The 1,821-nt window shown below is 63.1% G+C and carries 2 protein-coding genes; both read right to left on the bottom strand.

Annotation, left to right across the window (positions count from 1 at the left end; genetic code table 11):
• Positions 1-315: 315 nt before the first annotated feature.
• On the bottom strand, positions 316-1,089 hold the full coding sequence (locus tag ABD893_RS16930; protein WP_345083173.1) for a DUF3800 domain-containing protein: 774 nt from the start codon (positions 1,087-1,089) through the stop codon (positions 316-318).
• Between the two features lie 189 nt (positions 1,090-1,278).
• A complete protein-coding gene (locus tag ABD893_RS16925; RefSeq protein WP_209891489.1) occupies positions 1,279-1,497 on the bottom strand; it encodes an HIT family protein in 219 nt (72 codons plus the stop codon).
• Between the last annotated feature and the right edge of the window lie 324 nt (positions 1,498-1,821).

Here is a 1,821-nt window from a genome sequence, read left to right as displayed (position 1 = left end):
TCATCGGAGTCACCTGACCTGCCATATAGCGTCTGAAGAACCCCGCCGTTTAACGAACGAAGTCACAGGTTACCAATAGGGTCCAAAAGTACAATTCTGCGACACATCTGTCGCACCGGGTATACCCCAGAGTGACGCCGCGGTTGGCTCCTGTTGGCGCAGCGGCCCCAGTCGCACTCGCCCGCTCCAGAGGTGACGTGCGGTGCTCACTCCTGGCGCGAGTGGGTGCCCAGTGCTACCCTCGTAGACGCGAGGCCCTATGTGGCCTGTTGGTCACCCAAAGGGTCTCGCATCTCGCGAACCCCTGGCCTTTGGTCAGGGGTTCTTGCGTTCGTCCACCCAGATGATGCCGTTGTCAGAGCCGGGTAGCCAGCGATTCTTGGTCCTGTAGTAAGCCCGGATCGCTGCCGGCACAGGCTTGTTCTTCTGGCCCCACACCTCGGGGTGGTTCTGCAGGTGTAGGTGGTACGCGCCGTATGCGACGAGATCAGCGGCCTGGATGAGCTGGTTGTACTTGCTGTCCTGCATGACGACGTCTTCGATGACTCGCCGCGTGCCAAGGTCCAGTGCTCGATGGGTGTTGCGGTACGGCGCTGCCGAACGGAGCGCCTGTTCCCAGTCTGCTCGGATCTCTTCAGGACTGCGGTCCGCGTGCGGCTCACCGTAACCCTGCTGGCCGTCGTAGAAGATCATCACCGTGGTCTGTTCCATCTCTGCCCACTGATCCAGCCAGTTCACGAGTGCGACATACGCCTGGGCTGATGAGTTGGTCGGAGTCGCGATCGTGACGACCAGCAGACCCTCAGCCTTAGACAGCCACGAGAGCATGATGCGACCCGTCGCTTCACGCCGTGGTGTCGAGAACAGATCCTCGTCGGCGCTGGTCTCGCAGTACCTTCCCCGGCCTTTGTACAGCTCGTTGGCGTGGAGCTCCTTGGTCTTGGGGACGCCGAACTCTCGGTGGATCTCACGCCGGCCCTCGAGCCATGCCGCCAACACGTCGTTCCAGCGATGATCAGGCACCAGCAGAGCGGTGAGGATAGTGCCGTTCCTGGAGTCGCCGGAGTCATCGACGTAGACCAAGTGCATAGTTCCTCCGACTTCCTAGGCGCCTTCCCAGTATGCCGCGCTGACCTCGTTTCACACCGTGGAGAGTTCGTGGTGATCAGCCGCTCGACGGCAGCGCACGCGCAGGGACAGCTACGCATCCGGTTGCAGCCGCGCAACACCGTCGCGGCGCGTCTCCCTCGCACCCACGACTCAACCGGCGACCAGACGTCAGGACGGCGAGGCAGCTATGCCAGTCCGGACGGATTCAGCTGCTTCGTCAAGCTCGGCGCGTGGCCGTTGTCGCCAGCCGGCGTCGATGCGGAAGCCGTCGCCGGTTGTTCGGGGGAAGACGTGAAGGTGGACGTGAAAGACCTCCTGGAACGCGACTTCGCCGTCGGCCAGAAAGAAGTTCACCCCCTCGCACGGAAGCCCCGAGGTGGCGCTCATGGACTCTACTGTGCCCGATCCGGAGGGCGAGGTACCTCAACTGAGCGCATCCGTCCGGTTAGGCATCACCCTGCGTGACAGCTACAGCACCGTAGGCTTCCCCGTCCCGCAGGGTCCGAATCGGCAGTTTCCTGACAGATCTGCAGGTTGGGGTATACCCAAAACACACAGTGGGCGGGTCGCCGGCGACATGCGAGACTGTCTCCCACCCCCGAGGTTTTTTACTGGATTCCCTCGGCGGGCAGCGGGCGGCGAGCGTGTGGTAGCGCCGCCGCCCGCGCTCCAAAGAAGGGGTCGAGCGGTCGAGCACCCGAACCGAGCCTC

It is taken from the genome of Brachybacterium paraconglomeratum (assembly GCF_039541415.1).
Lineage (GTDB): Bacteria > Actinomycetota > Actinomycetes > Actinomycetales > Dermabacteraceae > Brachybacterium > Brachybacterium paraconglomeratum_A.
The sequence above is the reverse complement of the archived record's forward strand: the minus strand, read 5'-3'. Positions and strand labels throughout refer to the sequence as shown.

Coding starts and splice junctions, on each gene's coding strand:
- ABD893_RS16925 (WP_209891489.1), bottom strand. CDS start 1,497: ATGAGCGCCACCTCGGGGCTTCCGTGCGAGGGGGTGAACTTCTTTCTG.
- ABD893_RS16930 (WP_345083173.1), bottom strand. CDS start 1,089: ATGCACTTGGTCTACGTCGATGACTCCGGCGACTCCAGGAACGGCACT.